Below are 25,303 nucleotides of genomic sequence, written 5' to 3' on the forward strand. Positions count from 1 at the left end.
AAGCGCCAAGGGTGTATCGTGAGACTCACATGCAGTCGGGGTCAGGCGTCGCGCGTAGACTCTTCTCCCCGACCCTGAGATCGCGTCCCGGCGCCGACTCCCGGGCTCGGCGTATCCACACAAGGCACCATATCCGTGCAAGGAGTGACGATGACAGAATTGCGCCAGAAGTCCTGCCGCCCGTGCGAGGGGGGCGTGGAACCCATGAGTCTTTCGCAGGCCCGAGAACTCATGACCCAGATCCCCAAATGGACACTCGAGGAAACAGGGCCGGCATTATTCCGCACTTTCCGCTTCGCGAACTTCTACGAAACGATGGCCTTTGTCAACGCGATCGCCTATATCGCCAATCGCGAGGACCATCACCCGGACTTGCGCGTGGGATACAAGGAGTGTGTCGTGCGCTATCAGACACATGCCATCGGCGGGTTGAGCGACAACGACTTCATATGCGCCGCGAAAATCGACGCCCTGGAAATCTAAAACGCCCCTACGCCTCGCGGCGCCCCGAGAATGCGCGAGCGAGCGTGCCGCGATCGATGTACTCGAGCTCACCTCCGATCGGTACTCCGCAGGCGATACGGGTCGCAAGCAGATTGCGCCGCCGCGCCAGCTCTCCGATGTAGTGGGCGGTGGCCTCGCCCTCGACTGTGGCGTTGGTGGCGAGGATGACCTCGCGCACCACGCCCCCCTCCAGCAAGGCCTCGAGCTTGGGCAGACCCAGCTCCTCCGGTCCAATGCCGTCGAGAGGCGACAGCCGCCCCATCAATACGAAATACGTTCCACCAAAGGCCCCGGACTGTTCCAGGGACACGAGATCTGCCGGCGACTCGACGACACACAGAAGTCCGCTGTCGCGCCGCGGCGAGCGGCAAATGGCGCAGATCTCGGTTTCACTAAAATTGTTGCACCGCTGGCAATGGCCGATACGATCGACGGCGCGCAACAAGGCCTCGGCGATGTCACGAGCCGCACTCCGGTCGCGTCCCAGCAAGTGGAATGCCATGCGTTGCGCGGACTTGGTGCCTATGCCAGGCAGGCGACGTAGGGCGCGCTTCAGATCCTCCAGCGCCTTGGTATCGTTGCTCAAAATCAGAACGGGAGGTTTAGACCGGGAATGTTGAGGCCGGCGGTAAGGCCAGAAAGCCGCTCCTGGCTCATCTGTTCAGCCTTGCGTACGGCATCATTCATGGCCGCCGCCACAAGGTCCTCCACGACCTCACGATCCTCCTTCAGGAGGGACTCATCCAGACGCACCTTGCGCACATCATTGCGGCAGGTCATCGTCACCTTGACGAGCCCACCACCCGCCTGCCCTTCCACCTCAAGCGTGGCAAGTTCCGACTGCGCCTTGCGCAGGTTCTCCTGCATCGCCTGCGCCTGCTTCATGAGCTGTCCCATACCACCCTTCATGTCTCTCGCTCCTCTGATGTGCCATTGCGCGGTCGCATGGAACCCTCGTTCACACGGGCATTGAACGTCCGCTTTAGGGCCGCTACCCCTGGATCAGCGGCGAGCGCCTCGCGCGCCCGACGCTGCGCGGCCTCTTCAGCCTCGCGCCGTAGATGGGTCGGCGTGCCGGTCACAGGGGCCACCACCACCTCCAAGGTGATAGGGTCTTTATAATAGGCGCAAAGCGCCTCCTTTAACATATCGATCCGCTCTTTGTTCAGGAGCTTGCCGGCCTCCGGATCCACGGTTACCACCGCCCGGTCGCCACTCTTATCCAGCACGGCATTCATGGCAATATGCTTCATAAGCCCGGCCAGACCAAGCCGTTCCAGAACCGAAGCCCCTGGGGCTGGCGCGCTCTCTGCAACCACGACCTGGGACGGCCTCGGGTCTGCGGGCCTCGGGTCTGCGGGATCACCGCCAGCGTCAATCGGGCCGCCCCTTGCGTTGGGACTTGCTGGCGATTGGCCCGCTGACGTCGCGTCGCCCTCCCGACCGCCACGCCCGCGCATATCGTGCGGCACACTGCCAGGCCCCGCAATCTGCGGCTTGCTCGACGCATCGTTGACCGGTCGGAACGCCAACATTCGCAAGGCCGTCATGCGCAGCCCGGTCTCGGGATCGGGGGCCACACCCATCTGACGGCGCCCCAAGCATCCAATCTCGTAATAAAGCTGCACCGCCTCGGGGGGCAACCGTTGCGCCATCCCCTGCGTCCACGCATCCGCCGATTCCGCGCTCAGCACCTGCGCGACCGCGATGTCATGCCAAGCACGCACGATGTGCGCCCAAAAACGCCTCCGGCGCCACACCTAGCGAATAGGCCTCATCGATGGCCGCCAGTAGTGTCGCGCCATCGCCGTCAACGAGCGCCACGATCATCCGGTGCACAAGGTCCGGAGCCACCGCCCCGAGCATGTCGCGCACCGCCCCGGCACGCACCGCCCCGCCCCCCGCAGCGATCGCCTGGTCCAGCAGACTCAAGGCATCACGAACACTGCCTTCGGCGGCGCGCGAAAGCGCCACCAGGGCCTCATCATCGTACTCCAGACCCTCTTCACGCAGGATCGCCGCCATATGGTCGCGAATCTGGGTATCGGTAAGGCGTCGCAGGGCGAATTTCTGGCAACGCGACAGGACCGTGACCGGGAGTTTCTGCGGATCGGTGGTGGCGAGAATGAATTTGACGTGTGGCGGGGGCTCCTCCAGGGTCTTCAGGAGGGCATTGAAGCTATGGGTCGAGAGCATGTGGACCTCATCGACGAGGTACACCTTGTAGCGCCCGCGGGTCGGTGCGTACTGCACATTATCGAGAAGCTCGCGGGTATCGTCGACCTTGGTGCGCGAGGCCGCGTCGACCTCGATGAGATCGGCGAATCGCCCGGCGTCTATCTCCTGGCACGCCGAACACTTTCCGCACGGGTCGGGCCCCATCCCCTGCTCACAGTTCAAGGCCTTGGCAAGGAGACGCGCCACAGTGGTCTTGCCCACACCGCGGATGCCGCTGAAAAGATAGGCATGGTGAACACGCCCCTCGCTCAAGGCAAAGCGCAACGCGCGGACCACGGAGTCCTGACCCAAAAGCTCTGGGAATGTGCGCGGACGCCATTTCCGCGCCAGCACCAGATAACTCATGAGGGTCCTCGCAGCCAATAGGGGTGGCGGATTGGGCCGGCCCGACGCTGCACCCGACCGGATCGCTACGGCTGCTTCCTTCCGGACCTGACCGGGTTTACGATCGATCGCCACAGCGGGGGTCGGCCGTCACCGCCATTGAGAATCTCTGGAGACTTCATCCAGAACGACGAGGTTAGCATAATGAGAACAAGCCGGCAAAACGCCGTTTCTCCACCCCCCAAAACCCTCGCCCGTCGACGCGGGTACCGTTCCCTTGGCCAAGGGGGTCACGACTCGTGACCCGCAGCCTGAAAACTCGGATCACCGACTGGGTCGCGAGTGGACGCGATGTCCTCGGGGACCTTTATCACGCCCTCATCACCATGGGCTGGCCGGCCTTCCTGCTCGGCATCGGCGTCATCTTCGTGCTCGTGAACGGCGCCTTCGCGCTCGCCTATCTGGCCCAACCCGGCGCTATCGTCCATGCCCGGCCACAATCGTTCAGCGATGCCTTCTTCTTCAGCGTTCAGACCATGGCCACCATAGGTTATGGGATCATGTACCCAGGCACGTTCTACGCCAACCTGCTCATGAGCCTGGAGACCCTGATCGGCCTGTTCGGGGTGGCGTTTGCCACCGGCCTTGCCTTTGCGCGCTTCTCGCGCCCGCGCGCCCGCATCCGCTTTAGCAAAGCGGCGGTGGTGAGCCTCTATCATGACGTCCCCACACTCATGTTCCGGGTGGCCAACCAACGCGGCAACCAGATCCTCGAGGCGCGCGTGCAGGTGACGCTCCTGCGCAACGAACACAGCCCCGAGGGCCAACGGATGCGCCGGTTCCGGGATCTCGTGTTGTTGCGCGATAGCACGCCGAGCTTCAGCTACTCATGGACCGTAATGCATCCCATTACCGGCAACAGCCCGCTGTCCGGGACATCGCGGGCGGCACTCGAAGAGGAGGATGCCGAACTCGTGGTAATCCTGGCCGGCCTCGACGAGACCCTCTCCCAGACCATACACGCGCGGCACGTGTACAAACCGGCCGCGATCCACTGGCGCCACCGGCTACGCGACGTCCTCTCCAAGGATACCCATGGCCACTACCTCATCGATTATCGCCACTTCGACGATATCGAGCTCGAACCACCAGAGACCCAGGGAGAGGCGTAAGCACGAGCCGCCGACGGCGCACGCTCTCATGCCCCGAATCCGGGGTCCAAGGTTTTCTCCACAAACAGGAGCGACCCACCAAATGCATGCAAGCGGGTTTACAGTGGTCCCTGCGAAACCGGTACGTTTCGCGAAACCGGGCGCCTGCACCTCTGCGTGTCACCGGCCTTATCTGCGTAAACGGGAGAAGGTCTGCTTCTCCCGTTTTCCGATAATCCCGCACATCGAGCAGGTCTGGCTTGCTTATAGGGGGTTGTGCTGCACGCTGCGGGAATCCCAACGCCCGTAGCCGGGCTTAGAACCGCTCGACGAAGGGGGGCAGGACCCGGGACCGATAAAATGGCGGAGAGGGAGGGATTCGAACCCTCGGTACGCTTTTGGCGTACACACACTTTCCAGGCGTGCTCCTTCAACCGCTCGGACACCTCTCCCGCAGGGCGCCAAGACTAACCCAGGTTCACGGTGCGCGCAACGACGGGCCCTAGGCCGGCATCGGCAAGGGCGGTATACTGCGCACCCATGGCCAACCCCGATTTCCTGAAGAGCTTACCTTCTTTCGCGGAACGCGCCACGCAGCTTTCCCGCCACAGCACCCCCTATCGCGACCCCGTGGCACGGATCCACTGGGAACGACTGTCACGACATGCATTCTGGTTGCCCGAGCAAGCGGTCTCGTTGTATGGGATCGAGGAGTACGATGCCTTACCGTTGGCCGCCCGCCAGACACTTTCGCACCATGAATTCGCCCGTTTCCTGAACGCCGGTGTCTGGCTCGAGAGCCTATTCCTCCAGAGGCTCGCGCACGCGACGCTCAAAGGCCCGCGCGCCACGCGCATCTACCACCTTCACGAGCTACGTGAAGAAGCCGGGCACAGCCTTATGTTTCTCGAGTTCTTCGAGCGCGCCGGACTCGACGATTGCGCAACCGCCGCACACTTTGATCGCTGGCTGACATTTCTTGGCCGGCGGCTACCCTTCCATTCGACGCTCTTTTGGAGCGCCATCCTGCTTGGAGAGGAGGTGCCCGACCGGCTCAACCGTTATGTTCGCCTGCACGCCCAAGGCGTATGCCCCGTCGCCGTCGAGCTATGCGTCCTCCACAGCACTGATGAAGCCCGCCATATCGCCTATGGGCAAGAGGTGTTGCGACATCGTATCGCCTATGGGCAAGAGGTGTTGCGACATCGTCTGGAGCGTGCCGGACGTATGGCCCGCCTGGCTCTGGGGTATGCCTTGGGTGGCCTGCTGCGCCGATTCGTCGCCACTTTCTACTACCCGCCCCAGGACCTTTATATTCGCGCCGGGCTGCCGGCCGGGCCTTGGGCGGCACGCGCCGCTCGTCACGTACTACGCCGCCAGTTTGTGGCCCATTGCCTAGGTCCGACCGTAGCCCGCCTGCGCGGGCTCGGCCTTGCCATCAGCTGGCCTTAAAACTAACTCCCGTAACCCGAGGAAGAGTTCGTGCCAGTTCCCCCGCCGGTGGTGTTCTTCACCACGAGATCGTTGCGCACGCTCACGACCCCCGGGGTGGTGCGCGCGATATGCATGGCCTGACGGACTTGGCTTGCGCGATTCACAAAACCGCTCAAGATGACATGGCCACGATAAGTGTCGACCTTGATCTGGAATCCCTGCAGGGCCTGATCCTCGAGGATGCGCGCCTTGATCTTCGAGGTGATGGCGGCATCATGGAAATACTGTCCCGTGGTCTCGCGCGACGGCGTAGTTGAACAGCCGGCACCAAGCGCCAAAACCGTCCCGATCACGGCGCTTGCCAATATTCTCTTGGGACCCACTATCCGCAGTGCGTTCGTCATATAGCCGTCCTCTCGTTGTTGTTGTTTCCAGGGTCAGCCGCGGCAGGCCGCGGCGCCCGCCTCACACCTCCAGGGAATCCATCCATTTCTTGATCGCTTCCCGGGATTCTCCGTGACGCTCCTGGATCTTGCCCACCAGTTTATCGTAATTTCCGGCCGCCTCGGTAAGGTCGTCGTCGGTGAGCCGTCCCCAGCGACGTTTGGCCTCACCCTTCACCTGAACCCATTTACCTTTCACCTGTTCCTTGTTCACGGCAGCCCTCCTATATAGCCCGCGTCCGGCCCCTCACGACCCACCGCCATTGGAGTCGCCGCGCCGATTGTCATCGCGGCGATGATGTTCATCGCTATACCGGTAACGCCCGGGGCGGGCGACAAGCACCGCGGGACCCGCATGGGTCCGCGATGCTCCGTAGCTCAAGCCGTTATAGGCGGCCGACGGCACTCGTGCCGCCGACGCCATCAAAGGTGTCGCGACAAGCGCCGCGACGTACAGAAGATGCCTCCCGGTCATCGTAGACCTCCTTCATCCGACAAATGGGTGGAAACCCATTATCAGATGATAGGCAGGAGGCCGAATCTGACCTTAGGCGGTGCAGGAGCTGGGTTCCAGATGCGTAGGCTGCGGGGGACGCAGGTAGGGCGCCACGAACGGCGAAATATTACGGGCGCGCGTGGCCCCATCGCTCGCATCCCGACCCAAAAACTCCAAAAGCCAGACTTGGTGGGCAATCTCCTCATGCAGGATCGCCAGGACCAGATTATAAGTCCGGTTGTCCTTGCCCGAGGTGGCGCTGCAGAGCTCGGTATAGGCCCGCACCGACTCCTCGGCCGCCTTTAATAGAATGGGGATGATCTGCGGGACATCCGCCTCGGCCGGCAGATTGCGCAAGGCGCCAAGCCCCCCGAGTTCGCCGGCAAATGTCGCTGGCAGACGACCACCAAGTTCGTAGATGCGCGGCACGAGGGCCTCGAAATGGTTGCGATCCTCCTCCCGGGCATCATCCACCACCCGGCGCAAGGCGTCACCCTCGACACCCACGAGATGCATACGCAACAACGTGTAGTAGTAATAGTTGCCCACCTCGCCTAGCGCCCGCTCGACCAAAAGGTCCACGAGCCGCTGGGCATCCACGCCACTCCACTCCACAAGCTCCCTCGCCACGCACCGTACCATGACCGCCTCCTTCGATAGACTCCCTGGGGCGACCGATCCCGGCGCCCTCCACCAGCCAGACCTATTGTCGGATGGACGGGCCCGCTCGGCGATCAGACCTTGGTCCGAGGGCTCACTGATAGCCAGGCGCGGCGCGCTCATGGGTCATTTCGTCGCCCGCATGCGGCGTATTCCCGCTTTCCACACTGGAGGCCGCCGCCGCTACGGCGCCACGCGCCTTGTCGCGACCCTGATCCATGGCATCTGCTACCCGCCTCGTCACGCTGCGTGTGGCATCGCGCGCCGCACCGACGGCGTCGCGTACCGCGCCCGACATGCGGTCACTCTTGGTCTTCGCGAAATCGCTCAACGATGAGCGGATTTCCCGTCCGGACTTCGGCGCCAACAAAGTGGCCGCGGCGTAGCCAAGCGCCACGCCGCTCACAAACAGCATGACCTTGGGACCAGTACGAACCGGAGAGACGGGCAGGTATTGTGCATTGGCTTCCATGGAAACACCTCCTGAATGGGAAATTTTGGCTTCAGACATCGCGCGGACTGCGCCCCACCAAGTAATACACGATCATACCCACCAGCGGAAACACCAGCACCACCACGATCCACAGCACTTTATGGCCGATACGCGCAGACCCCAGCAGTATGCTGATGATGGCAATCACGTCGAGAACCGCAATAACAGTCCCCAAAAGCGAGTATGAGCCCATATCCCTCACCCTTTATCGTTCTTGCGAGGCAGTCATGAGTCTACGCGCAGACCTCATGCCGGCCATCGACCTCAGGGCCTATATGGTCAACGTCAGGTGGGGAATATGTAATGGAAAAACTCGGTGCGGCTCGAAACGCCGCATTTCTCGTAGATCGTGCTAATGTGTTGCTTTAATGTCTTCTCGGAATTCCCTGTCAGTCTTGCCATTTCCTGAGTCGAAAGCCCCTTCAGCAGGAGTCGTGCCACCTCACATTCCTTGTTGGTCAGGGTGGCCTGATTCAAAGCGCGCTCCCGCGCCCCGATGAGCCCCTTGGGCTCCTGCCACAACCGCTCCAACACACGCTTCAAATCGCTTGTGGAGAACGGCTTCTCAAGCAGATAGGCCGCACCGTGATTCAAGGCCTCCTTGACGCGCGTCTGATCGGCGAATGCGCTGATCACGACCACCGGAATAGGCATACCAGCAATTCTAAATGTGGTAATAGTTCTCAATACGAGCCCCTCCCGATACCAGCGGACTTCGGGGGCTGGACAAAAGCCGGGCATTGTTGTATAACGTCGCTGGGTCATAAAAACTCATGCGAGTGCGGCTTGGCGTTTCCATTTCTCACACTCAAATCCCTGAGCTTTGGCGCCATGATCACCGCCATCAAGGAGGTATTCAAGGGACTGCCGGATCAGCGCAAGGGGAAGAATGGCGTCTACGCAATGGAAGACGCCGCATTGGCGGCGTTTTCGGTATTCTATACCCAGAGCCCGTCGTTTCTCGCCCATCAAAGAGCGATGGAGAAGACCAAGGGGAGGAGCAATGCCCAGAACCTCTTCGAGATGGTGTTGATCCCGACCGATGCCTGCATCCGTAAGCTGCTGGATCCGGTCGACCCCCAGCATGTCTATCCCCTGTTCGAGCAGATCTTCGATGCCCTCGATGCCGGCGGCCATATCGATTCGTTTCGCGTGAAGCTCGATTCTTCCTCCCCGGAGGCCGACACGTTGCTCATGGCCTTGGACGGGACGCAATACCACCAATCCGCCGACATCCATTGCCATCAGTGCACGAAGACCGAGCACAAGGATGGCTCGGTGAGCTATTCCCACACGATGGTCAGTCCGGTCGTGGTGACGCCCGCATCCAACGAAGTCATCTGCCTGCCCCCGGAGTTCGTCGAGCCCCAGGATGGCCACGCGAAGCAGGACTGCGAAACGATGGCCGCGAAGCGCTGGTTTGCCGCCCATGGCAACCGCTACGCGGCGCGGGGCGCGACCTTCCTGGGCGACGACCTCTACGCGCGTCAGCCCCTCTGCGAGCAAGTCCTGGCCTCGGGGGGAAACTTCATCTTCGTCTGCAAGCCAAGTTCCCACGGCACTGTCTACGAATGGATCAACGACCTCCAGCGCATCAACGCGGTCCCCACCCATCAGGTCACGTGGCGCAAAGGCAGAACGGTATACACCGATACCTACCGCTTCGTCGCCGATGTGCCCTTGCGCGATCGCGACGACGCCCTCAAGGTCAACTGGCTCGAGCTCACCACCAGGGATGCCTCCGGCCAGGAGACCTACCACAACGCCTGGATCACCCGCCATGCGCTCGACTCGGACAACGTCGCAAGCATCGCCGAAGCGGGACGGGCGCGATGGAAGATCGAGAACGGTGCCAACAATGTGATGAAGACCAAGGGCTATCATCTCGAGCACAATTTCGGCCACGGCGAACAGCATCTCGCTTCGCTCTTTGCCACCTTCAACCTGCTGGCCTTCCTGCTGCATACGTTCCAGGGCATGGTCAGCGAGAAGTACCGGCTGGTACGCGAGCATCTCGGCACGCGCACGAAATTCTTCCATGATATCCAGGCGCTTACGACCTACTGGTGCTTCGAGAGCTTCGAGGCCCTGCTCGACTTCATGATCAAGGGCCTCGAAATCGAAGGGCCCGACAGTAGTTAAACATGGACGATATCCGCTTCTGCGGCCAACCGCTGGATGAGGCACAGCTTGCGCTCATCGTCGAGCTCGCCCGCCGCTATGGGCGCTTAAGCCGCCATGAGCTTGCGCTGACGGTATGCGAACTCCTGGATTGGCGCCGCCCCAAGGGCCAACTGAAATCCATCGAATGCCGGGCGCTACTCGAGAAGTTGCATGACAACGGCCGCATCTGCCTGCCGGCACTCAAGGCGGGCCGCCCCAAAGGCGCCGCTACGTCCACGCGCATGGCCTGGGACCCGGAACCGTCCCTCATCGATGTTCCGCTCGAAGCGCTCAGGCCCGTTCGTCTCGAGCGCGTGGAGACATGCGCCCAACGCGATCAGTGGCGAAGCCTGGTCGCGCGTCATCATTACCTCGGCCACCGCGTGCCCTTTGGCGCTCATCTGCGCTACCTGATCAAGGCCGCCCAGGAAAACGTGCTGGGCTGCCTCCAGTTCTCCTCGCCCGCCTGGCGCATGAGCGCGCGGGATCGGTGGATCGGGTGGGACGACGCCACCCGGGCCGCGCGCCTGCAGCACACCGTGTCAAACTCGCGCTTCCTGGTCCTGCCCCACGTGCGCGTCAAGAACCTGGCCTCCCATGTGCTGGCGCTTGCCCTGCGACAGGTCACCACCGATTGGACGGCCGCCTACGGCGTCCAGCCCCTGTTGGCCGAGACCCTCGTCGATCCCGCCCGCTTTACCGGACATTGCTATCGGGCCGCCCACTGGATCGACGTCGGTCTCACCTCCGGCCGCGGCCGCCAAGACCGCCACCATGAACGCCATGGCGCATGTCCCAAGCGCGTCTTCCTCTATCCCCTCGTAACCGACGCGCGCGAAAAACTCCAAAAGCCTTCAAGGCCCCTAGCGTAAGCCGGCAAGAAGTGATAATCGTTTCTACTTTTAGAATTGCTGATGAGCCCCTTGGGCTCCTGCCACAACCGCTCCAACACACGCTTCAAATCGCTTGTGGAGAACGGCTTCTCAAGCAGATAGGCCGCACCGTGATTCAAGGCCTCCTTGACGCGCGTCTGATCGGCGAATGCGCTGATCACGACCACCGGAATAGGCATACCCGCCTGCTCGATTTTGCGCAGGATCTCAAGCCCGTCGGGCTTGCCGGTATCGAGCATGATGTCCGTAATCACGGCGTCATATGACATCTCCTTCCAGGCCGCCAATGCCTCCTCGAACGTCGAGACCCACCGGCACGCCATGCCAAGTCCTTGCAGAGACTGCGAAAGGGCCTGCCCCGCTACGGCCTCATCCTCAATCAACAGTATCTGCCGAGTGCGGCGCATAGTGCCGGTATCGCGACGTCGCGATTCCTGCATCCCTGCCGCCAAACCGCTCTTTGCCAATCGTGCCGTCATCACTTCCCCTTTTTATGCAAACATACTATTTCGGTCGTCTTACAACAACTCCTGCGGCGCGATCACTGCACCGCCCCGCGCATCGGTACCGCAACACGCCCCTTCCGGCTCTTGGCCGCCAACAGCTGCGCATCGGCTGCGCGTCGCAAGAACTCTGCGGATGTCGCCGGATAGGTGGAAATACTATAAGAAAACCGCATGGGCCATAGGGACATCGTGCTTTCAGCAACGTCCTTTACGAGCCTCATGGCCAGCTCGTTGGCCAATCGCTCACCGATCTCGGGAAGAATCATGGCAAACTCGTCGCCCCCTATGCGGCAGGATATATCCACGCCTTTGCGGGCCCGTTCCGCCAGCACCTTGGCGGTGCGCCGCAAGATCTCGTCACCGCCTGAAAGTCCAAGATGGGTGTTGGCTTCCTTGAAATCGTCGAGATCGATGAGGAGCAGGGAGACGTCCCGCCGATACCGTTCCGCGCGCGCCAATTCGCGGTTTAACGCCCTATCGAAATTCCGGCGATTCCCTATCCCGGTTAAAGGATCGTGCTCCGCAAGCCATGCCACGCGCGCATACTCAGCGCCGTTGCGCACGCTTAGGGCCAATATCCGCGCGCAGGCCTGGGCAAAATGCCGCTCCCAGGCCGAGAAGTCCTCGCCGGCGCCATCACGGATAAAGTCAAGACGCCCTACGCAGACATAATCCACAGCAAGTGGCACGGTCAAAACCACAACGCCGCGCCCCGATCCGGGTTCTCCTTGGAAATACGGCAACGCCTCGATATCGGCGTCGCGTGCGGCGTGGATCACATCCAGGTCACAGAGGCTTAGTTCCGGTGAGCGCTTGAAGGCGCAGGTTTTTATGGCCGCGTGGCCGCCGGCCCGTGACCAGTGCGCGCGCACCTCGAGAACCTCGTCTTCCAGTTGGAGTATTACCACATGTTCGCACGGGATGAGCTCAGCCATGGCCGTTAACGTCGCCGGAAGGGCTTCATCGAGATCCAGGGACTTTCCAGCCAGGTAGGCAATCTGCATCAGCCAGTCGAACCCCGTCCCCTTGATCTTACCGCGGCTCTCATCCGGCCCCATTTCGTAGCGCTCATTATATGGACGGCTCTATTCTACAAATGGGTGGGCCCGCCCCTATCGGACGTTGGTCGGAATAGCGGATCGAAAACGGCAAGATTATCGAATATTCACGAGCCCGCTTTGTCCATGGTTGCACGCACCGCCTCTATGAGGGTACTTACGCCAAATGGCTTGGCTAGGTATCCGGCGAACCGCGACCCACGGGTTTTTTCCTCGGCGCTTGCCTCATCATAACCACAGCACAGGAGCACGGGGATACGTGCGTTAATGGCCTGCATCTCCTTGCAGGCATCCTCCCCGCCCTTGCGCGGCATGGAGAGATCAAGGATGACGAGATCGATCTCGGCCATATGCTCGCGAAATATCCGGACCCCCTCCACGCCGTCAGGGGCCACCAGCACGCGGTAGCCAAGCGGTTCCAGGGCACGCTGGGCGAGCGATCGCAGCATTTCCTCATCGTCCACGAACAATACGGTGTGATGCCTGACATCGCGCGGCCGGCGCACCTCTTCAGTACCACGCCGCTCGCGCTCGGGCGCGGCCGGCAACACGATACGCACCGTCGTGCCACGCCCGGGGGCGGTGTCGACATCGATACCACCGCGATAGGCCTTCACGATACTCAAGACCACGCTAAGACCTATACCCCTGGCGCCCTCTTTGCTGGAAAAAAAGGGCTCGAAGATGCGCCTGACAAGGGCCGGTTCCATGCCGCGTCCGGTGTCCGAGACCTCAAAGACGGCATGCAGGCCGGGTTGCGGTCGACCATAGGCAAACATATCAGCGACATCGTCTGCGATATCCATGCGATCCGTGGTGATCGACAGTGTGCCGCCGCCCTCGGCCATTGCCTCGCTCGCGTTCAGACAGAGATTCAGCATCACCTGCTGAATCTCGGCGGGGTCGGCCTCGATCGGCGGAATATCGGGTCGCAGGGCCTTGCGCACCACGATCGACTTCTGCATCCGCGACCGGAGAATGACCAGCATCGTTGTCACCATGCTGTTCAAGTAGACGGACTCCAGCGACCCCTTGCCCGGTCCCGCGAAGTCCAAAAGCTCACGGTTGAGCTCGGCGGCGCGCTCCGAGGCCTGGATGATGGTCTCGATATCCTTTTGAACAGTATGCTCGGGCGCCAAGGCCATGCGCGCAAGCTCAGCACTCCCTACGATGCCGGTCAGGATATTGTTGAAATCGTGGGCAATTCCGGCCGCCAGAACCGCGGTGTTCTCGTGCTTTTGCGACCTTATGACGAGCTCCCGCAACCGCTGCGCATTATCCTCGGCCTCCCGGCGTCGTGTCACGTCGCGTGATACCACGACCCAATGCCCGGGCGTGGTCAGGGGGGCGGCCGAGAATTCGGTCCAGAACATCTCGCCATCGCCACGATAATCGACGAGCTCGGCACGCACCGGCTGTCCGGCACGCATCTCCTGCCGTATCTCGTCGAGCTTGCGCCTGTCGGTCCGTGGACCCGGCGCCAGACATAAAAGCTCACGGTCCTCTTGCGCGCGACCCGGCGTGCCCATGCGGCGAACACAAGCGGAATTGCGGTAGATGACCTCGTGCCCATCCGCTGACCGGTTGCGGGCAATCAGTAACGATTCATCGAGGTAGGATAGGGCTTCACTCAAAAGCTCGCGGCCCGCGCGCCCTCGCAAGACACCGTGCAGGCGCGCGCCGAGCCGCGCGCCCTGATGACGCGACACGACGTCGAGCACCCCCCAGCGCAGACCGGCTGTGACAAGGCCATCATCGACCTCCTGGGCGACCACGATCACGGGCCGCACCACCACATCCTGCACGGTATCCTGCCAGATGCGAAACACCGACTCGCTTATGACAATGACATCCAGCGTGAGGTCCTGGAGCCGGGCGCGCGCCGCCGGCGACCAGGGCCGTTCCTGGACGTCCAGGGATATTTCCTCATTGCGACAGATCTTTGCCACCCATGCAGGGTCGACGTCGAGACACAGGACCGACAAGATTGGCTTGGCAACACTCATGCGGAATACTCGGTTTTCGGGTTGAAAAAGCGTCAAGGAGCCGTCCGGTGTTACGGCGACCGGAAGCGGAGCACGAAACGCGTACCAGCGGGCCCGGTATGACCCAACGACAAGGGCGCCCCGGCGGCGCTCGCCAGGGCATGGGCGATGGCAAGTCCAAGACCCATGCCGCTCGTACGCGTCGTCGTCAAGGGCTCGAACAAACGCTCGCGCACTTCGTCGGGCAGGCCCGGACCACTGTCCTCCACCCACATCTCGATCTGATCGCCCGCTTGGTGGACCTGCACATACAGGCTGCGTGCGGCCGGCGGTGGCTGCTCGGACAGTATCTGTAGCGAGTTCAGGATCAAATGATCGATAGCCTGCACCAGGAACTTGGGGTCCGCCACCACCATCGTATCGCGCCCTGCGTCGACCGTGAGAGTGACCCGCGACTGACGCGCGAGCGGGCGCACCATCTCCGCGACTTCAGTTAGCACCTCGGCGAGACTGATAGGGCGCCGCGCGATCTCCCCGGAAAACTCCGCGATCTGGGCCACGACGCGGCGCACCCGGACATTGATGCGCTCGAGCTGCTCCAACACCTGCCGGCGCACCTGGTCGGTATCGGCCCCGGGGGACTCCAGAGACTCTATGAGCAGATGGATGTTATGGAGGGGATTACGTACATCGTGAAGGACGGCCGACAGACTGATCCACAAGGCCTGATTGCGCTCGACACTCATGAGCCGTTGCCGGAATCCCTCTGAGGTCACCAGCGCCTGCGCGAGCTTGGTGCGGGCATGCCACCATGCGCCAAACGCCCCCGCCCCTCCTCCCACCAATGCCGGCACCCCAAACAAGAGAAGGGCCGGATCGCGCGGCGAGACGAGCGCGTCCAATAGCCGGTAGTGATAGCCTACGGCGCCGGCGACAAGACCCAAAACCACACCGCCCAGGGTATACAAAGCGCCGCTGAGATCTTGTCGGGCGACCCCCTCGGGCGGCCGCGCACCACGCAGGTACAGCAGGTTGGAACGGCTTGCATGGCCACTGCCACGACGTCCGATAGCCTTGCGCAGGCGATTGGCCACATGACCGTGATCATCTTGCTCGGGGCAACTTCCTGTCATGAATCCGTTCCTCTTGGCCGCCGCCACGAAGCCTGATTCGAAACACACGCCCCCCGCGTATCCTGTGGATCGGATGGGGCGAGCCGGCCAACCTTGGCCTTGAGCTCTCCAGAAATGGCGGAGAGGGTGGGATTCGAACCCACGTGGGGCGATGCCCCCAACAGATTTCGAGTCTGCGCCGGTATGACCGCTTCGGTACCTCTCCCCGGGACGATAAGCTTAACCGGTGTCGCCAAGAAAGGATAGAGGGGGTATGATCGAGCCCATGCGCACGCCCGGCGACAGAATGAAGGGGACAGGGCCCAGGCCTTTGCCATGGTTCCACACCCCATATTAAGAACCCTGGCGCTGGCCGCCCTCGCGGCGGTTATGCTCGACGGGTGCTCCTCCCGTCACGTCCAGCCAAAGCTCGTGCGCCTCCCGGACCAGGGACACGGTGAACTGGTCGTCCTGACACGCAGCGGCCCTACGACCTATTACGAAGGGGCGCAGGGACCAGCGGGGATGGAATACGACATGGCCCGGGATTTTGCCGATTATCTCGGACTGAAACTGAAAATCAAGGTCATTGCGCGTGACCGCGGACTGATGCGGGCCCTGGCCGCCGGAGAAGGCAACCTCGTGGCCGGCCTTGCGATCACATCGGCGCGGAAACAGGAGGCGCGCTTCGGTCCACCCTACCAAGTCATCCACGAAGAGCTTGTATACCGTGCCGGTACCCGCAAGCCCGACAATGCCCGCGCCCTGATCGGGCGACCGATCGAGGTGGTGGCGGGATCGAGCGCGGCCACGGCCCTCGCGCGTCTGCGCCCGACACTGCCGCATCTGGCCTGGACCGATACCACCCACATGCAGGCCGATGAACTGTTGTTCCTGGTATGGCAGGGCCTGTTGCGCTTCACGGTCGCTGACTCCAACGTAGTCGCGGTCAATCGCCGCTACTACCCGGCGCTACGCGTCGCCTTTACCGTCGGACCACCACGGGCATTGGCCTGGGCGTTCCCAAAGAAGCGCGACACCAAGCTCTACCGCGCCGCCTTCCGCTTCTTTGCGCAGCTGCGGCGCTCGGGACAGTTGGCCGACCTGATCGCCCGCTACTACGGCGTTACACGATTCAACTACGTCCATATCCATACCTATTTGAGACGAGTGCGGGTAGCGCTGCCGCTCTACGCCCCGCTCTTTCGGAGCGCCGGCGCCCGTTATCACATCCCCTGGCGTCTGCTGGCCGCGGTTAGCTATCAGGAGTCACGCTGGGACGCCAACGCCGAATCGCCGACCGGGGTTCAGGGCCTCATGATGCTAACTAATGACACCTGTCTCTCGGTGGGGGTGACGGATCGCCTGAACCCACGCCAGAGTATCGACGGAGGGGCACGCTACCTGCGCGCGCTCCTCGACGCCCTGCCCTCTGATATCCCGCAGCCCGACCGGACCTGGATGGCACTGGCCGCCTACAATATCGGCGTCAATCATCTTGAGGACGCCAGGTGGCTTACACGCGAACAAGGGGCCAACCCGGATCGCTGGACCGACGTCGAGCAACGCCTGCCGCTTCTCGAAGACCCCTGGTGGTTTCGCAAGACCCGCTACGGCTACGCCCCGGGCTACACGGCCGTGCAATACGTCAATCGTATCCGGGTCTACTACCGGATCCTTCGCCACCTCCGCCAGACCTCGGGGGCCACGCGCTCGCTACTCTTTCAATTGAGCGAGCCCGCGATCTGAGCCGTCGGCACGACGAGCACGGAAGAAATCACGCAGGAGCGCCTCGCATTCCGCCGCCAAGACGCCACCGGCAACCGACACGCGATGATTGAAACGGGCATCGTCTGTGAGCGTGAAGGCCGAACCCGCGGCCCCCGCGCGCGGATCCGCTGCGCCGAACACGAGACGCGCAATGCGCGCATGCACGAGTGCGACGGCGCACATGGCGCAGGGCTCCAGGGTGACATACAAGACGCAATCCTTGAGACGGTAATTGCCGATCCGCGCCCCGCCGGCGCGCAACGCCAGAATCTCGGCATGGGCAGTCGGATCATAAAGGGCGATCGGGCGGTTACCGGCGCCCGCAAGCATGACACCGGCGCGCACCAGAACCGCGCCGACCGGCACCTCGCCCGCACGCCCGGCATCCGCGGCCTGTGCCAGCGCCACAGCCATCCAATGCTCGTCGTCCCGCACCATCGGCTCCTCGATATCATCGCTCATCCGCGTTCACCAATTTCTGAATAAACCAGTTCAACCCTGATCCCCAAGGCTTCCAGCCCCCAAGCCCGCCCAAGGCCCGACACCACAGCCGTCACGACTGCTTATACTAGTACGGCGACATCGGACGCGTCGCTTCACGCGACAACCCTTTCCCGCGCTTGTCGAGGAGCGTCATGCCAGGACCACAGACCGGGCACCCCGACCTTGCGCGTCTCGTGATGCGTCTGGGCTTTGTAAGCCTCTTCGCCGACTTAAGCTACGAAGGCAGCCACGCCATCCTCGGCTCGTTCCTGGCCGTCCTCCAGGCAGGCCCGTTGCTGGTCGGTCTGGTGGCCGGGGCAGGCGAACTGCTGGGCTCGGGCGTGCGCCTGGTCTCTGGACAGCTGGCAGACCGCACCCACCGTTACTGGTCAATCATGGCCGCGGGTTACGTCGCAAACCTGCTCGCCGTCCCGGCGCTTGCGATCGCGCAAAATCTCGCGGTCGCCATCCCCTTGATATTCGCCGACCGACTCGGCAAAGGCCTGCGCACGCCGGCGCGCAATGTCGTGCTGGCGCAGGCCGGTGAACGGCTGGGGGCGGGAAAGGCCTTCGGCCTACACGGCGCCCTAGACCAGATCGGTGGCCTCCTTGGACCGCTCATCGTGGCCGGCATCGTGGCCGTGCGCGGCTATCGCGCGGCATTCGCCTTTCTGCTGGTGCCGGCTGCTGCGGCGCTCGTGATGTTCCAGCGGGCCCACGCCATGGCGCCCCCCGCTTGCGCCAAGCCGGCTACCATACCTTCGATGGCATTCGCACCGATCTTCTATGGATATATGACCTTTGCCGCCTTTACAGTGATGGGCTTTGCGCACTTCATCCTGTTTTCGTATCACCTGTCGATCACACATCGCGTACCGCCGCCCTGGATACCCGCGCTTTACGCAGTGGCGATGGCCGCCGACGGACTCGCCGCCATGGCTTCCGGTCGGCTCTTTCATCGCGCCGGACTCAAGGTGCTGTACCTGCTCCCGCTGCTCCTGCTGCTGGCCGACCCGCTGCAGTTTCTGTCGCGATCACCGATGGCCATAGGTGCGGCGGCCGTAGTCTGGGGGGTTGCCCTAGGCGTCCAGGACGGTACGCTGCGCGCAGGACTCACCCATTTCGTCCCAGCCGAACGCCGGGGATCGGCCTTCGGGCTCTTCGATGCCGGTTTTGGGTTTGCGTGGATGATTGGGAGTCTTGCGATGGGCGCCCTATACCGTCTCAGCCCGCGTGATGTCGTGATATTCGGCGGCGCGACGGAACTCATCGCTTTGGGCCTTTTGACCGCTCTCGCAAGGCGCGCGACCTCCTCCCCTCAGGCATCGCCATAAACGCAGGCCGCAAGCGGTCTGGGGTTCACCTGCCGGCCCAACGGGATCCCGGAACCCCTAACCGCTCTCGTTTTCCGTCTCTTCGACAAAACTATGGGCCGAGGCCTTGGGCAACACCCGGGGCGGAATCAGGAAAAACCACGCGACGAAGGCGCCCGCCAGACACAACCACATCGAAAGCCGCAACAGGTTGTCAAGACTCACGGTATGCGCCTCGACCGCCAAAAATCCCTGCAGGGCACCGAGCGGTCCCGTGGCCGTGTGTCCATAACGCGAAATCTCCGCGGCCAGGGCATTACTCGCCCGCGCGCTGCCGCGCGACCAATAGACCGCCAGCACCGTCACGCCGATATTGGCGCTGAACACGCGTATGAAATTCGCGGTGGTGGCCGCCGCCGGTACCGCGGCGACCGCAATCTCGGACATGATGATCATGGTCAGCGGGACAAACAGGATGCCGACCCCGAGTCCCAGGACGACCAACGGCCAGAATAGATCGGATAGGGCGCTTCCCGGATGCACCGACAGCATGCCATAGGCGCCGCCCAGCAATAGAAAACTCAGGCTCGCCAGGCGCCGCAGGCCAAACACGCCTCGCAGATGGTCGAGGGCTGCCGACAAAGGCAGTGCCCCGAGGCCCACCGGTAGCAACAGGACCCCGCCCCACAGGCCGTTATATCCAAGGTCCTCTTCGGCCCACAACGGCAGAATCGATGCCCACCCCATGAATAGCGCCCAACCGAGACTCAAAAGCAACAGACCGAGCACATAATTGCGGCGCCTTAGATAATGGAACTGCAGCAGGGGATGACGCGCCCGCGCCTCATACCAGCCGAATAAATAAAGGCAGACGGCGGCCGCGAACGACGCGTCGCGAATGAATGGTGAGTACCACCAGCCGTGCTGCTCACCCTGATCCAGCACCACTTGTAGCGCCATGAGGCCCGCATAAAGGAGCGCAAAACCGAGAAAATCAAAGGGCGGGGCCTCGGATACGGGCAGGACCGTGGTCTCCCGGATACCACGGCCGCCCGCCCACAGCGCGACGAGCCACAGTGGCACCGTCAACCCAAAGATCAGGTGGAAACCGACCGTGGTCGCAAGCCACCCGCCGATCGCCGGTCCGACGAAAAACGGCAGGAGCATGGCGTTGCTCCAAAGCACAGTGACAATGCCATGACGACGCGTCGGGGTCGCGGCGAGAAACACACTCTGACTCAAGGGAACGAGAAGACCCGCGCCCAGGCCCTCCATCGCCCGCGAGACCAACATGACCCATAGGTTATGAGTGAATGCGCCTATGAGGCTGCCGGCCGCCGCCAACCATACCGCCCCCTGAAAGACCCGGCGCCGCCCGAAGCGACGCGTGCTCCACGGCATGAGCGTGATGCCAAGCGACCAATGCACCACGAAATAGGTGAGCGTCCAGAGCGCGCGGTAACTGCTGGTGGCAAGACCGCCGCCGATATAGGGAAAGATGGCCTGCACCCCAGCCCCCTCGAAAGAACCGAGCGCCAGCGCCAGACCCACGCCCCCAAATAGGGCGACCAGTCGGACGGGTTGGGGGTCGGGTTCGCGAGACACGGGGGACACAGACACTATTTTAGTATATCACTATATGAATATGTATTACAGATTAGCGATGCTACTGGAGAAGATCTCGCGCCGCGCGGCCCGGGCAGCGCCCGTCAATCCTCATATCCGGCGACGGTCTCGAGACCTGTATTGCGTTCGACAAAGGCCTCCCACTCCGCCCAGCCAAGCGGCACAAGGGGACCGTCGATGAGTGCCGGCAGGTCTCGGGCCGCTTCTTGATAGCGTGCCAGCGCCGCGAAGTCCGCCGGATATCGATCCGCATCCACCCCGACAAGTCCTCCATACCGCCGCGCCCGCTGCACGATCTCCCGCCAACCGTCGACGGGCTCGAGATCGACCGAGGAAGCCCCGTGGGAAAACAACCAGAGATAGATGTAATCAAACGACGGCCGGCCCTCCAGGTAGGCACGCAGGGCGCCCGCCGACGGCTGCGCGGTGAACACCATCCAGAACGGCAGGTAGCCGCGCGCGGCGGTAAGCTTGGGCTGCATGAGGATAAAGGACGAACCGAGCAGGCCGCGCGGCGTATATCCCCGACAGTGATACCAATGGGCGTAGAGATCGGCCACGACCGGACTCAGATCCTCGGGTCGCTCCATGACGAGCCCGCGCAGCCGCCACCCTTGTCGTCGCGCCAGCCGCTTCAGGTCATCGATCAATGTCGGTTCGAACCCCCATTCGGCCTCGGGCGCCCAGTCATCCGACGGCGGAGGCCGCCAGGTCCGTACAGCGGCCGCCTCGCGTCCCAGATAGGCGCGGATGCGCGCGCTGCCTTGATGATACTCCTCGGGAGACATGCCGCCCGCGCCGCCAAACTGAAAGACATGGCGCGGCCCGTAGCGATGCACGGGCCACCGCAAGCGGCAATCGACGATATACAAAGTCGCGCCGCGCGCAAGCGTCTCGGTCAGAAACCGGGCATAGGCCCGCGGAAGCCGACGCCATTTAAACCGAAAATAGCTCATGCCCGCGATCATGAGACGGTCCTGATTTGGGTCATGCATATGGTGCAATTGCAGATCCGGGTGGCGCCGCAGGATGCGCTCGGCCAAGGGCACCGCCCAGGCCGCATCGGCGGCCGGATCATCAGGGGAGATACCGTCCCGTCGCACCGGCATGAGAAAGGTCTGGGGAAGCCACGGGGCCCCAAGGGCCGCCGCCAAGTGAACGGCGGCGCCATTGGAGGCGCCGATCAAGGCCGCCGGGTAACGCCGCCTCGGGTAGCGGTCCACGGCCCAGTCCGCCACGGACTCCAACGCCGCTCCGGCGGCCGCGGCCGGCGGCACCGCCTCGAGTACCCCGCTCATCCGGTACAGTGAACGGCGCAGACGTTCAGGGACGCGGTTGGCAAGCGGCGCCATGCCGCGCACGATCGCCCTCAAGGGCCTTGGCATGGTGTCGATGAGGGCGTAATCCCCACCCGCCAGCGCCTCCGCCGTGGTCCGCAGCATGCTCGACGCCGAGTCGAAATTGGCGATATAACGGCATGACGAGGCGCTCATGATGGCAGCCGCAGGAAGGGCCGTACGGCATCCACGAAGGCCCCCGGCGCGGCGTAATGGACGGCGTGCCCCCATCCCCTGATCACGCGCAACTCGCCGTGCGGTGTAAGGCCCGCGAGATACCGCGCCCAGCGCATCGGCACCAGGGGATCATGTTCGCCACGCACTATGAGCGTCGGGGCCTTAATCCTCGGCATCTTATCCTCGATGCGATCAGCCAGCGCCATGCGTGCCGTACCGAAGGCACGGCGCAGACCGGCCCGCCAATAATCCCCCAGGGAGATCGCCGTCAGCGAGGCAGGCTCGTAGCGGGAATTGGCGATAAGCCTGCGCCCTTGCAACCCCATGCGCCGGGCGCTGGCATCCACCGTCGGGCCCTGAAGAACGATACGGTCGATACGCTCCGGATGGCGCACGGCAAGCTCCGCGATGATCTGGCAACCGAAGGAGTTCCCCACCCAGTGGGCGCGCACCAGACCGTTGGCGTCGAGAAATTCGACCAATGCATCCGCGAGCTCGGGGATACGCAGGAGATGGTGGGGCTTGGCGCTACGACCATAGCCCGGGAGATCGACTGCCAGCACCCGGGTCTGTGCCGCGAGCAAGCGCGCGGCCGGTAGCATGTAGCGGCTTGCGATCACGAGCCCATGCACAAACACGACGGCTCTTGTGGCGCCAGGCGTCCCGGTATTGGTCATTGCCCAAAGGGTACCCCAGCGCGTACCTACCCTGTATCCCCGCAACGGCCCGCGCGTCCCCCTCACGATATACCCCCTCGCGTGGTCAGACCTGATGGCTGAAGTGCCGGGATCCGCCGGTTGCAGCGCCCGCCCCGACCCCTGTTGGCAGTCTGCGGAGCCGCTGCCGCGGTGACTATCCGGCCTAGGGCGGCACCCCCTGCGCCGGCCCCATCAACGTCAGCGTCTCTTCCAGGCGGGTCGGCGGAACCATTGCGCCATGCGTCCCACGGTCACCCGGAACACCGCCCTCACAGACGGAGGAACGCGCGTGACCCGCGCCAAAAAATGCGCAAAGAACACGATTCCGAGGGCGGGTATCAAGAACAGGGCGACGATCGCGATCTCCCACTTCATGGGCACGGCCCGGTTCGTGTCGGGTGTCGTCACGTCGGAAGGCGTCGGCGGCTGCCATTGATCCTTCCCCGCCGCGGCCCCGCTTGGCAAGGACGTGCCCAGGGCCCGCGCGGCTGCCGGGTATTGCGCACGCATGCGCTTTGCGGCTGCGACGTCTTCAAGGTCCAAAAACGTGGTCGTCGACGAGGCCCCCCGCCAGACCTTGACCTCCGCACCATCGGGCTCCATCCAGCGCGCCACCACCGGTCCATGAGCCAGGCTGCCGCTCAGATCCGTAGGCCGCCCGTATTTGTAGCGCACCATCGTGATGATGTTCTTCACCTGCCGGGTGTTGTCGAAGCTCGGGAAGGTGTATTGCGCGATCGCAAAGCGCCCCCCACGCGTGAAATCGACCGTAAGCCGGCTTGCCCCCTGCAATCTTGCCGGCTGGCCATTGATCCTATAGGTATCGAACCACTGCTCCGACTCCTTCGCCGGGGTCTTGAAGCCCGCGCGCGCCAGGGCGGCATTCACACGCGCGCGTGTCGCCCCGACCACCGGTACGCCGAAAAATGCCACCTTGTGCGCGCTCGCCACACCCACGCCCAACATCATCACCACGACCGCCGCCGACAGCTGCCGCCAACACCCTTCCGCCTGTCTCACGTTCACACTCTCCCGCGGTCCGCCACGGCATCCGTCCGTTTGCGCCCGTCAAAGCTCCTGTCGTCTCGCCGATCGCGAATAATCCCCATACTCCTCGCTCTCCGAGACGCCCACCACACCCGATATCCACTGCCAAAAATGCCAAGACACGAGGCACATGGTTGGTAAAGACAGCCCCGTCATCACCGCCCCGGCGATATGCACGTCCGTCACGCGGCTCACACCCCACACCAAAGGCGTGCCGGTCGACGGATCCATGCTTTTCATGGCGCTCCAGAACCACATCGTGCCCATGACCATCATCGCAAACTCCATCGCCCACACATACAACCCTTTGCGCAGGTGGTTCTGCAGGTTCGGAAAGGCCGGAAGGGCCCGCAAGGATTGCATCCACACGATCATCCCGAGCGCGAGGTAGACCCCGGGCAGCAGACCAAACACCAGCACGTTGCGCAGCCCCAGCGCCATCTGATCTGCCATATCCCACAACACGAGAACGATGGCAAGGGCGACGGTCGTAACGAGCGGGCGGTGCAGTACGCGCAAGACAGACCACCATGGCCCCTTCAAGCGCATCGAATCCACGAGCGAAAACGGGATGCCAAGCACCATCAAGGGCGCCGCGAACTCGAACTCACCCATGAGCTTTACTGTATAAAGCGTCATGGACCGCTCCACGAAGCCGTTTAAAGGCGACTCCCAGAGCGCCAAGGCGAGCAGCAGGCCCGACACGAAAGACCACACCTGTCCCACCGACCACAGCCGTGCATCGCCGCCGCGTGCCCGATAACGATCATAACGCCCTAAATACAGGCGCAGCACGGTGAGGGCCGCCAACCACGGCAATGGGTTCAGATCCGCCGTCCAGAAGCGCCACGTCGCGGCATCCACCCCGGCCGCGCCATAGCCCGCGTAATACACCCCCACCCACAGAAAGCCCAGAGGCACGACAAGCCTCCAGCGCCGCGCCAGGCTGTTACCGTCTTCGCCCGCCATCGTTTCCATCCCGCTCATGTCTCGCTACCCTCTAAGCTCCCACCCCGCCAAAGCGCGCCGAGATCGTCCGCCGCCGTTCCACACCCTGGCGACGCGCCCTCGTCTCCGTTCAGCCACATCCCGTATTCCATCGCCCATCGACCGCCCCGGCATTCGTCAGTCGCGATTCGCAGCCAAGCGAGGCGCCCCGAACACCGCGTGCCGCAGCCGGCACTTCCCACGCCTGAGCGCCTCTGTCCCGCATAACGACGACCTGCCGGAAGGCGCACGCTTTACCGGATACCATGACGGCATCCCGTTCGCAGTTCCGGGTTCGCCAACCTCCGTATCGGCGCCACTTCGCAACTGTTCATTCGCCATGACACGCCGTCCTCTCACGGATGCCGCACAAAAAAGCCGGGGCCATCACAGCGCCCCGGCTCT

Annotated in this window: 28 protein-coding genes, 2 tRNA genes and 1 other RNA gene; 7 read left to right on the forward strand and 24 right to left on the reverse strand. The window is 63.0% G+C overall.

The window, feature by feature from the left end; all coding sequences use genetic code 11:
- Positions 1–150 precede the first annotated feature (150 nt).
- A complete protein-coding gene (locus C4901_RS10585) occupies positions 151–483 on the forward strand; it encodes a 4a-hydroxytetrahydrobiopterin dehydratase (protein ID WP_110137299.1) in 333 nt (110 codons plus the stop codon).
- A gap of 7 nt (positions 484–490) precedes the next feature.
- On the opposite strand, the gene recR is transcribed toward C4901_RS10585, so the two are convergent.
- The 5 genes from recR to ffs form a co-directional block, all read right to left on the reverse strand.
- Positions 491–1,090, reverse strand: a complete 600-nt coding sequence (gene recR, locus C4901_RS10590; RefSeq protein WP_110137300.1) for a recombination mediator RecR — start codon at positions 1,088–1,090, stop codon at positions 491–493.
- A gap of 2 nt (positions 1,091–1,092) precedes the next feature.
- The gene (locus tag C4901_RS10595; protein WP_110137301.1) at positions 1,093–1,413 is read right to left on the reverse strand and encodes a YbaB/EbfC family nucleoid-associated protein; all 321 of its coding nucleotides are present in this window, start codon (positions 1,411–1,413) and stop codon (positions 1,093–1,095) included.
- Positions 1,410–2,231, reverse strand: a complete 822-nt coding sequence (locus tag C4901_RS18090) for a DNA polymerase III subunit gamma/tau C-terminal domain-containing protein (protein ID WP_205735945.1) — start codon at positions 2,229–2,231, stop codon at positions 1,410–1,412. The genes C4901_RS10595 and C4901_RS18090 overlap by 4 nt, the downstream gene beginning before the upstream one ends.
- A complete protein-coding gene (gene dnaX, locus C4901_RS18095) occupies positions 2,215–3,087 on the reverse strand; it encodes a DNA polymerase III subunit gamma/tau (protein WP_205735946.1) in 873 nt (290 codons plus the stop codon). The genes C4901_RS18090 and dnaX overlap by 17 nt, the downstream gene beginning before the upstream one ends.
- Positions 3,088–3,118: 31 nt before the next feature.
- Positions 3,119–3,215, reverse strand: an RNA gene (gene ffs / locus C4901_RS10605) — signal recognition particle sRNA small type.
- Positions 3,216–3,365: 150 nt separating this feature from the next.
- Here ffs and C4901_RS10610 point away from each other — a divergent pair.
- Complete coding sequence (locus C4901_RS10610; protein WP_205735947.1) at positions 3,366–4,238, forward strand: ion channel; 873 nt, start codon at positions 3,366–3,368, stop codon at positions 4,236–4,238.
- Positions 4,239–4,578: 340 nt separating this feature from the next.
- On the opposite strand, the gene C4901_RS10615 is transcribed toward C4901_RS10610, so the two are convergent.
- A tRNA-Ser gene (locus C4901_RS10615) sits at positions 4,579–4,669 on the reverse strand.
- Between the two features lie 88 nt (positions 4,670–4,757).
- On the opposite strand from C4901_RS10615, the gene C4901_RS10620 reads away from it, so the two are divergent.
- Entirely contained in the window at positions 4,758–5,669 is a 912-nt protein-coding gene (locus C4901_RS10620) for a diiron oxygenase (protein ID WP_110137302.1), read from the forward strand.
- Positions 5,670–5,671: 2 nt separating this feature from the next.
- Here the strand turns inward: C4901_RS10620 and C4901_RS10625 are convergent, their stop codons facing one another.
- The 7 genes from C4901_RS10625 to C4901_RS10655 form a co-directional block, all read right to left on the reverse strand.
- Positions 5,672–6,055 carry a BON domain-containing protein gene (locus tag C4901_RS10625; RefSeq protein ID WP_110137303.1) on the reverse strand — a complete coding sequence of 128 codons (384 nt, stop codon included), beginning with the start codon at positions 6,053–6,055 and terminating at the stop codon, positions 5,672–5,674.
- 61 nt (positions 6,056–6,116) lie between these two features.
- Positions 6,117–6,308 (reverse strand): CsbD family protein, encoded by a 192-nt coding sequence (locus C4901_RS10630; RefSeq protein WP_110137304.1) that lies wholly within the window; start codon positions 6,306–6,308, stop codon positions 6,117–6,119.
- Positions 6,309–6,341: 33 nt separating this feature from the next.
- Positions 6,342–6,569, reverse strand: a complete 228-nt coding sequence (locus tag C4901_RS10635) for a hypothetical protein (protein ID WP_110137305.1) — start codon at positions 6,567–6,569, stop codon at positions 6,342–6,344.
- A gap of 72 nt (positions 6,570–6,641) precedes the next feature.
- Positions 6,642–7,232, reverse strand: a complete 591-nt coding sequence (locus tag C4901_RS10640) for a ferritin-like domain-containing protein (protein WP_168185675.1) — start codon at positions 7,230–7,232, stop codon at positions 6,642–6,644.
- Positions 7,233–7,344: 112 nt separating this feature from the next.
- Positions 7,345–7,722 (reverse strand): YtxH domain-containing protein, encoded by a 378-nt coding sequence (locus C4901_RS10645; protein ID WP_168185676.1) that lies wholly within the window; start codon positions 7,720–7,722, stop codon positions 7,345–7,347.
- A gap of 31 nt (positions 7,723–7,753) precedes the next feature.
- A complete protein-coding gene (locus C4901_RS10650) occupies positions 7,754–7,936 on the reverse strand; it encodes a PLD nuclease N-terminal domain-containing protein (RefSeq protein ID WP_110137308.1) in 183 nt (60 codons plus the stop codon).
- A gap of 92 nt (positions 7,937–8,028) precedes the next feature.
- Positions 8,029–8,397 carry a LuxR C-terminal-related transcriptional regulator gene (locus tag C4901_RS10655; protein WP_168185677.1) on the reverse strand — a complete coding sequence of 123 codons (369 nt, stop codon included), beginning with the start codon at positions 8,395–8,397 and terminating at the stop codon, positions 8,029–8,031.
- A gap of 177 nt (positions 8,398–8,574) precedes the next feature.
- Here C4901_RS10655 and C4901_RS10660 point away from each other — a divergent pair, with 177 nt between their 5' ends.
- Together C4901_RS10660 and C4901_RS10665 are read left to right on the forward strand one after the other, a co-directional pair.
- Positions 8,575–9,885: an ISNCY family transposase gene (locus tag C4901_RS10660; RefSeq protein ID WP_110138618.1), complete on the forward strand. Its 1,311-nt coding sequence runs from the start codon at positions 8,575–8,577 to the stop codon at positions 9,883–9,885.
- 2 nt (positions 9,886–9,887) lie between these two features.
- A complete protein-coding gene (locus C4901_RS10665) occupies positions 9,888–10,778 on the forward strand; it encodes a DUF4338 domain-containing protein (RefSeq protein WP_110135819.1) in 891 nt (296 codons plus the stop codon).
- On the opposite strand, the gene C4901_RS10670 is transcribed toward C4901_RS10665, so the two are convergent.
- From C4901_RS10670 to C4901_RS10690, 5 genes are all read right to left on the reverse strand, one after another.
- Positions 10,718–11,278, reverse strand: a complete 561-nt coding sequence (locus C4901_RS10670) for a response regulator (RefSeq protein ID WP_110137310.1) — start codon at positions 11,276–11,278, stop codon at positions 10,718–10,720. The genes C4901_RS10665 and C4901_RS10670 overlap by 61 nt on opposite strands.
- Before the next feature lie 62 nt (positions 11,279–11,340).
- Positions 11,341–12,363, reverse strand: coding sequence for a sensor domain-containing diguanylate cyclase (locus tag C4901_RS10675; RefSeq protein ID WP_110137311.1), 1,023 nt, complete (start codon positions 12,361–12,363; stop codon positions 11,341–11,343).
- 107 nt (positions 12,364–12,470) lie between these two features.
- Positions 12,471–14,369, reverse strand: a complete 1,899-nt coding sequence (locus C4901_RS10680; protein WP_110137312.1) for an ATP-binding protein — start codon at positions 14,367–14,369, stop codon at positions 12,471–12,473.
- Positions 14,370–14,419: 50 nt separating this feature from the next.
- Positions 14,420–15,481 (reverse strand): HAMP domain-containing sensor histidine kinase, encoded by a 1,062-nt coding sequence (locus C4901_RS10685; protein WP_145960697.1) that lies wholly within the window; start codon positions 15,479–15,481, stop codon positions 14,420–14,422.
- A gap of 115 nt (positions 15,482–15,596) precedes the next feature.
- Positions 15,597–15,686: transfer RNA gene (locus C4901_RS10690), tRNA-Ser, on the reverse strand.
- Positions 15,687–15,850: 164 nt separating this feature from the next.
- Between C4901_RS10690 and mltF the strand changes: the two genes are divergently transcribed.
- Positions 15,851–17,209 carry a membrane-bound lytic murein transglycosylase MltF gene (gene mltF, locus C4901_RS10695; protein WP_168185678.1) on the forward strand — a complete coding sequence of 453 codons (1,359 nt, stop codon included), beginning with the start codon at positions 15,851–15,853 and terminating at the stop codon, positions 17,207–17,209.
- Here the strand turns inward: mltF and tadA are convergent.
- A complete protein-coding gene (tadA, locus tag C4901_RS10700; RefSeq protein WP_240611753.1) occupies positions 17,177–17,692 on the reverse strand; it encodes a tRNA adenosine(34) deaminase TadA in 516 nt (171 codons plus the stop codon). The genes mltF and tadA overlap by 33 nt on opposite strands.
- A 173-nt stretch (positions 17,693–17,865) precedes the next feature.
- On the opposite strand from tadA, the gene C4901_RS10705 reads away from it, so the two are divergent.
- Positions 17,866–19,047 (forward strand): MFS transporter, encoded by a 1,182-nt coding sequence (locus C4901_RS10705; protein ID WP_110137315.1) that lies wholly within the window; start codon positions 17,866–17,868, stop codon positions 19,045–19,047.
- Positions 19,048–19,104: 57 nt separating this feature from the next.
- On the opposite strand, the gene C4901_RS10710 is transcribed toward C4901_RS10705, so the two are convergent.
- The 5 genes from C4901_RS10710 to C4901_RS10730 all read right to left on the reverse strand — a co-directional run bounded on the left by C4901_RS10710 (position 19,105) and on the right by C4901_RS10730 (position 24,898).
- Positions 19,105–20,640 carry an MFS transporter gene (locus C4901_RS10710; RefSeq protein WP_205735948.1) on the reverse strand — a complete coding sequence of 512 codons (1,536 nt, stop codon included), beginning with the start codon at positions 20,638–20,640 and terminating at the stop codon, positions 19,105–19,107.
- Between the two features lie 95 nt (positions 20,641–20,735).
- A complete protein-coding gene (locus C4901_RS10715) occupies positions 20,736–22,145 on the reverse strand; it encodes a hypothetical protein (protein ID WP_110137317.1) in 1,410 nt (469 codons plus the stop codon).
- Positions 22,142–22,804, reverse strand: a complete 663-nt coding sequence (locus tag C4901_RS10720) for an alpha/beta fold hydrolase (protein WP_168185679.1) — start codon at positions 22,802–22,804, stop codon at positions 22,142–22,144. Before C4901_RS10720 ends, C4901_RS10715 begins: the two co-directional genes overlap by 4 nt.
- 258 nt (positions 22,805–23,062) lie before the next feature.
- A complete protein-coding gene (locus tag C4901_RS10725) occupies positions 23,063–23,890 on the reverse strand; it encodes a hypothetical protein (RefSeq protein WP_205735949.1) in 828 nt (275 codons plus the stop codon).
- Between the two features lie 42 nt (positions 23,891–23,932).
- Positions 23,933–24,898 carry a cytochrome c oxidase assembly protein gene (locus C4901_RS10730; RefSeq protein ID WP_110137319.1) on the reverse strand — a complete coding sequence of 322 codons (966 nt, stop codon included), beginning with the start codon at positions 24,896–24,898 and terminating at the stop codon, positions 23,933–23,935.
- Positions 24,899–25,303: the final 405 nt, after the last annotated feature.

Origin of the sequence: Acidiferrobacter sp. SPIII_3, assembly GCF_003184265.1 — a bacterium.
Classification (GTDB): Bacteria; Pseudomonadota; Gammaproteobacteria; order Acidiferrobacterales; family Acidiferrobacteraceae; genus Acidiferrobacter.

Excerpts from the sequence above, each read along its gene's own strand:
- C4901_RS10585 (WP_110137299.1), top strand. The coding sequence starts at position 151 with ATGACAGAATTGCGCCAGAAGTCCTGCCGCCCGTGCGAGGGGGGCGTG.
- C4901_RS10595 (WP_110137301.1), bottom strand. The coding sequence starts at position 1,413 with ATGAAGGGTGGTATGGGACAGCTCATGAAGCAGGCGCAGGCGATGCAG.
- dnaX (WP_205735946.1), bottom strand. The coding sequence starts at position 3,087 with ATGAGTTATCTGGTGCTGGCGCGGAAATGGCGTCCGCGCACATTCCCA.
- C4901_RS10620 (WP_110137302.1), top strand. The coding sequence starts at position 4,758 with ATGGCCAACCCCGATTTCCTGAAGAGCTTACCTTCTTTCGCGGAACGC.
- C4901_RS10625 (WP_110137303.1), bottom strand. The coding sequence starts at position 6,055 with ATGACGAACGCACTGCGGATAGTGGGTCCCAAGAGAATATTGGCAAGC.
- C4901_RS10635 (WP_110137305.1), bottom strand. The coding sequence starts at position 6,569 with ATGACCGGGAGGCATCTTCTGTACGTCGCGGCGCTTGTCGCGACACCT.
- C4901_RS10640 (WP_168185675.1), bottom strand. The coding sequence starts at position 7,232 with ATGGTACGGTGCGTGGCGAGGGAGCTTGTGGAGTGGAGTGGCGTGGAT.
- C4901_RS10645 (WP_168185676.1), bottom strand. The coding sequence starts at position 7,722 with ATGGAAGCCAATGCACAATACCTGCCCGTCTCTCCGGTTCGTACTGGT.
- C4901_RS10650 (WP_110137308.1), bottom strand. The coding sequence starts at position 7,936 with ATGGGCTCATACTCGCTTTTGGGGACTGTTATTGCGGTTCTCGACGTG.
- C4901_RS10655 (WP_168185677.1), bottom strand. The coding sequence starts at position 8,397 with ATGCCTATTCCGGTGGTCGTGATCAGCGCATTCGCCGATCAGACGCGC.
- C4901_RS10660 (WP_110138618.1), top strand. The coding sequence starts at position 8,575 with ATGATCACCGCCATCAAGGAGGTATTCAAGGGACTGCCGGATCAGCGC.
- C4901_RS10665 (WP_110135819.1), top strand. The coding sequence starts at position 9,888 with ATGGACGATATCCGCTTCTGCGGCCAACCGCTGGATGAGGCACAGCTT.
- C4901_RS10670 (WP_110137310.1), bottom strand. The coding sequence starts at position 11,278 with ATGACGGCACGATTGGCAAAGAGCGGTTTGGCGGCAGGGATGCAGGAA.
- C4901_RS10675 (WP_110137311.1), bottom strand. The coding sequence starts at position 12,363 with ATGGGGCCGGATGAGAGCCGCGGTAAGATCAAGGGGACGGGGTTCGAC.
- C4901_RS10680 (WP_110137312.1), bottom strand. The coding sequence starts at position 14,369 with ATGAGTGTTGCCAAGCCAATCTTGTCGGTCCTGTGTCTCGACGTCGAC.
- C4901_RS10685 (WP_145960697.1), bottom strand. The coding sequence starts at position 15,481 with ATGACAGGAAGTTGCCCCGAGCAAGATGATCACGGTCATGTGGCCAAT.
- mltF (WP_168185678.1), top strand. The coding sequence starts at position 15,851 with ATGCTCGACGGGTGCTCCTCCCGTCACGTCCAGCCAAAGCTCGTGCGC.
- tadA (WP_240611753.1), bottom strand. The coding sequence starts at position 17,692 with ATGAGCGATGATATCGAGGAGCCGATGGTGCGGGACGACGAGCATTGG.
- C4901_RS10705 (WP_110137315.1), top strand. The coding sequence starts at position 17,866 with ATGCCAGGACCACAGACCGGGCACCCCGACCTTGCGCGTCTCGTGATG.
- C4901_RS10715 (WP_110137317.1), bottom strand. The coding sequence starts at position 22,145 with ATGAGCGCCTCGTCATGCCGTTATATCGCCAATTTCGACTCGGCGTCG.
- C4901_RS10730 (WP_110137319.1), bottom strand. The coding sequence starts at position 24,898 with ATGAGCGGGATGGAAACGATGGCGGGCGAAGACGGTAACAGCCTGGCG.